The following is a 4,751-nucleotide window of genomic DNA, read 5'->3' on the forward strand; positions in this document are numbered from 1 at the left end:
GTATACATTTGTATATCAAAAAATTCATAAATAAAAATCAGAAATGGTATTGTAATTTGAAATAACATCCTGTATACTTCTAATTAGTTAATAACGATTATCACTATCAACTGAACATTACTCTTCGTTATGTTGGTCATACCCCTTTTTGACGACGTAAGTCAGAGACGAATGTTGAAATATCTTGTGTCCTATTCTATAGAATTATGGTAATCTCCAACCTCAACTTATATGCGTAAGCATGCAAAAAAAGGATCCTATCCGTGAAGGGATCCTTTTTTGCATGTTGTCGCAATTAATGTATATAGACCGGGTATACGCTCTTCAATTCCCTCTGGTGCAGTAGAAGGGAAAACCCACTTTTGATGAGATCCGTGTTCTTCAATCAATTTTTCAACCTTGAAATTTGTTTCTGCCATTGATGTAATTATTTCTCCTAGTGTCCAGCGCCTAATTTTTGTTCTCGGTAAAGCGTATTTCTGTGATCCCGTAAGGAGAGTACTATAAGCTACGTCATTTTCAATAAGTTCCTCGTCGAAGTAATTTCCATTTGCTCGAAATGATGGATGATCTACTCCTAATAATTTTGTATAAACGGGATGATAGTCACGTAGTATAAAGGTCCCATCTTGTTTTAGTAAGTGAGAGATTATATGAAAGAGTGGCTTTAAGTCTAAAAAGTAATGGAGCACGCCAAGTTCCAGTAACACGATATCAAATGATTGGGATAGATTTAAATCTAGTACATCGAAAATGATATATTGAATAGAGACACCAGCAGCTTCGGCTAGTTCGGTTGCATATTTTTCATTACTTGCTGAAATGTCTACAACTGTTACATCGGCTCCTAAAAGAGCAAGAGCAACTGCTTTATTTCCTTTTGATCCGAGTAAATTAATAATACGCTTTCCTTTTGGAGATTGTATGTAAGGTAAATAATGTGCTACTTCGCGCTTGGGCTCTTCCATAATCTTTTTCGCATAATCCGTTGGCGTTCCGTGACGATTCGTCCAAGCTTCATAAGCAGCTGCATTCCAGCTTTTTTCATTAATAGTACTTAGTTGTTTTTGATTCAATTTTATCACTCCTTTTGTGAACGTATAGTTATTCGGTGAATGAGTAGAATTTCCTGTTTTTTTGAATAAATGTTTGATTTTTCTGGTATTAAGTCGTAAAATACGTTTTATACATAAAAGCGTTGAAAAGGAAAAGTAGAATGGAACCATTCTTTCCAGAGAGCTTCGGTAGCTGAGAAGAAGCAAGAATATTCATTTGAACAATGGCCTTTGAGCTTCGTCCTGAACTTATCAAATGATAATAGTAGGCGGCGACGAGAGTTGGTACTCGTTATCAAAACCACAGTATAAGAGCATATAGCTCCGTACTTGTTAAGGTTAGTTATGCGAATGACTGACGAAATAAGGTGGTACCGCGACTGTTTATACAGCCCCGCCCTTATCTTTTTTAAGATAAGGGCGGGGCTTTTTATATTTTAAAGGAGGAATATAAGATGAGTATTTTTATTGGAGGCGCTTGGCCGTATGCAAATGGTTCGTTACACCTTGGACACATTGCTAGTTTGTTACCAGGAGATATTTTAGCACGTTATTACAGGGCAAAAGGTGAGCATGTGTTGTATGTTTCAGGAAGTGATTGTAATGGAACACCGATTGCAATTAGAGCAAAGCAAGAAGGTGTGACGGTGAAAGAAATTGCTGATAAGTATCACGAAGAGTTTGAGCGATGTTTTCGTAGCCTTGGTTTTACTTATGATTGCTATACACGTACAGATAGCGAGCATCATCATGAAACTGTTCAAAAAGTCTTTTTGCGACTATTAGAAGAAGGTTATATTTATAAAAAAGTAGTTGAACAAGCTTATTGTGAAACGTGTACGCAATTTTTACCGGATCGATATGTAGAAGGTATTTGTCCGCATTGTCATGAAGCCGCAAGGGGCGATCAATGCGATGCTTGTTCCGCTATTTTAGATCCACTCGATTTGTTAGAAAAGAAATGTAAGTTATGTGGTAGTACGCCATCAGTACAGGAAACAGAGCATTTCTATTTTGCATTGCATAAATTTCAGCAGCAAATTAAAGAGGTCGTAGAAATTGCAAAGCAGAAAGGAACATGGCGCGACAATGCAATTCAATTAACAGAGAGATATTTAAAGGAAGGATTACAAGATAGGGCAGTGTCACGTGATTTACCAATTGGGGTACCAGTTCCAGTGGCAGGATATGAAGATAAGAAAATTTACGTATGGATTGAAGCAGTGACAGGATATTATTCGGCGAGTAAACGCTGGACTGAAGAAACAGGGAAAGATGATCAAGAGTTTTGGGATAAAGAAGCGAAAACATATTATGTGCACGGAAAGGATAATATTCCGTTTCATTCAATCATTTGGCCAGCGGTATTACTTGGAATAGGAGAAGAAGCAATCCCGCGTCATATCGTTTCGAATGAATATTTAACAGTTGAAAAAAGAAAATTATCTACAAGTAAAAACTGGGCAGTATGGGTGCCTGACATATTAGAACGCTATAATCCAGATTCTATTCGTTACTTTTTAACAGTTAACGCACCAGAAAATCGTGATACTGATTTTTCATGGCGTGAATTCATTTACAGTCATAATAGTGAATTGTTAGGTGCATACGGGAACTTTGTGAACCGGACATTAAAGTTTATTGAAAAATATTATGGTGGTACTGTACCGAAGGGAAGTATTGATGTAGAGCTGAAAGATAAAGTAGAAGGATTATATAAAAGTGTAGGAGAGGCGATTGAACAAACTAAATTTAAGGTGGCACTAGAAACAATATTTGATGCAGTACGCTTTGCAAATAAATACTTTGATGAAAAGCAGCCTTGGAAACAAAGAGAAGACGACCCAGTTTCATGTGAGGAAACAATTTATAATTGTGTTTACCTAATAGCAAACTTTGCACAACTGCTTGAACCGTTTTTACCGTTTTCAAGTGAAAGAGTTAGAAATACATTATCGAGTGTTAAAGTAAATTGGAAACCTCAAAATACGTTGCCAAACCGAATTGATAATGTACAGCCATTATTTGAGCGAATCGATGTAAAACAAATTGAACATGAGGTAGAGAAGTTATATGGAGCGGTAAAGTGAAATATAAGGAAAAGACCTTTCAAATAAATGAAAGGTCTTTTGTTATGCTGTATAACCCTCTTTCGTATCTTTCAAAAAGAAAAGCACAGCAAGGATTACGAGAATAATAGCCGCAATATCATATGTTATTTTGAAGGTAGTAATAAAGTTTAACATATCGTAACTTTATTCACATTTATATACAAGTTGATGTTGTCACGCACTATGAACACGATTATGTTTTTTTTCTTTCCTAGCAGTAAGTAGTTGTGGTGTGAAAATACCGAGTAATATAACCACAATCCCAATCCACTGCATTGGCGATACAACTTCATGAACAAGTGTAATAGAAGCGATAATTGCTGTTGGTAATTCAGCTGCACCTAATATTGTACCAAGTCCCGTTCCGACTTTTGGTACCCCAATTGAAAAACAAATGACAGGTATAATAACCCCGAACAGTCCAAGGAAGAAAGCATATTTCCATAGGCCTGCTTGTAAAGCGCCGTCCGTTAAAAAGGTAGGCGGGAAAAATAAGCATACAATAAGAGTAGCACTCGTTGTCATAAGAAAGCTTTTCGTATAAGGCGGAACATCTGTAGCAACGCGCCCGCTTACAAATACATAGAATGAGAAAGAGACGGCAGCTAATAGTCCGAAAATAATACCTTTCGTAGAAAAGTTTTGTCCAAGACCTTCAAATACTCCACCAGCAAACAATGTACCAGTAAATAAAATAATAATAGATATAAATTTCTCACGGCTTGGGAATGTTCGGTTGGCAATCGCTTCGATGACTACACCAATCCAAGTGAACTGAAAGAGTAAAACGACAGCGATAGAGGCTGGCAGTTCTTCTACAGAAATAGCATAGAAAATACCTGTCATACTCATTGTTGTGCCGACTGTTAGTAACGAAAAGAATTGTTTTTTTGATACTTTATGACGTGAAAAGAAAAGAACGAGTAAAAGTAGTCCAATCCATCCGAAGACATATTGTCCTCCTAGTAGTTGGTGTGATGAAAATCCGTCGATGAATCCGAGTTTAAAAATAGTTGAAAGTACGCCGTAGCTACAAGCACCGAGTAAAACGAGTAGTGAATACTTAAACTTCTCCATAAAAATCCTCCTTTTAAATAATAAAAAACGCCCGCTATCCAAATAAGGATAACGGGCGAACGAAACAGAGTAAGATACTCTACAAAATTCCGCCATTCATACGAAGTATGAATTTGGGGTATGAAATTAGAGTAGGTTTTACATTGCTTTTGGGAATACAATGGAGCATTTTACACCTTGAGGTGTGTTTTGTATTCCATAAGGAAACTGATGTTTATCTAATATTTGTTTTACAATATATAACCCAAGACCACTACCTTGTACTAAGCCATGTTTGTCAGGATTTGCGCGATAGAATGGTTCAAATAAATGGGCAAGTTTATCTTCATCAATTTGAGAACCTGTATTTAATACTTCTAATGCGTAACCGTTTGGCTTTTCATAAAGTTTTATATATACATGCTGATGGTCAATTGTATAATGAATTGCATTTGAGATAATGTTAAAAATAGCAGTTTGCATAAATTTAGGATCAGCTAAAATTTGTACATCTTGTTTAATGTTAGAT

4 protein-coding genes and 1 other annotated feature are annotated in these 4,751 nt (G+C 36.2%); of the genes, 1 reads left to right on the forward strand and 3 read right to left on the reverse strand.

The window, feature by feature from the left end:
- Window positions 1-257: 257 nt before the first annotated feature.
- Window positions 258-1,076: a class I SAM-dependent methyltransferase gene (locus AB3X49_RS17895; protein WP_367963770.1), complete on the reverse strand. Its 819-nt coding sequence runs from the start codon at window positions 1,074-1,076 to the stop codon at window positions 258-260.
- 113 nt (window positions 1,077-1,189) lie between these two features.
- Window positions 1,190-1,460 (forward strand) — a binding site (T-box leader).
- 50 nt (window positions 1,461-1,510) lie between these two features.
- Here AB3X49_RS17895 and metG point away from each other — a divergent pair.
- On the forward strand, window positions 1,511-3,145 hold the full coding sequence (metG, locus tag AB3X49_RS17900; protein WP_367963772.1) for a methionine--tRNA ligase: 1,635 nt from the start codon (window positions 1,511-1,513) through the stop codon (window positions 3,143-3,145).
- Between the two features lie 195 nt (window positions 3,146-3,340).
- On the opposite strand, the gene AB3X49_RS17905 is transcribed toward metG, so the two are convergent.
- On the reverse strand, window positions 3,341-4,243 hold the full coding sequence (locus AB3X49_RS17905) for an EamA family transporter (protein WP_367963774.1): 903 nt from the start codon (window positions 4,241-4,243) through the stop codon (window positions 3,341-3,343).
- Between the two features lie 138 nt (window positions 4,244-4,381).
- The coding region (locus AB3X49_RS17910) for a sensor histidine kinase (protein ID WP_367963776.1) at window positions 4,382-4,751 on the reverse strand (370 nt) is incomplete at its 5' end.

It is taken from the genome of Bacillus sp. C30, from assembly GCF_040838255.1.
GTDB lineage: Bacteria > Bacillota > Bacilli > Bacillales > Bacillaceae_G > Bacillus_A > Bacillus_A mycoides.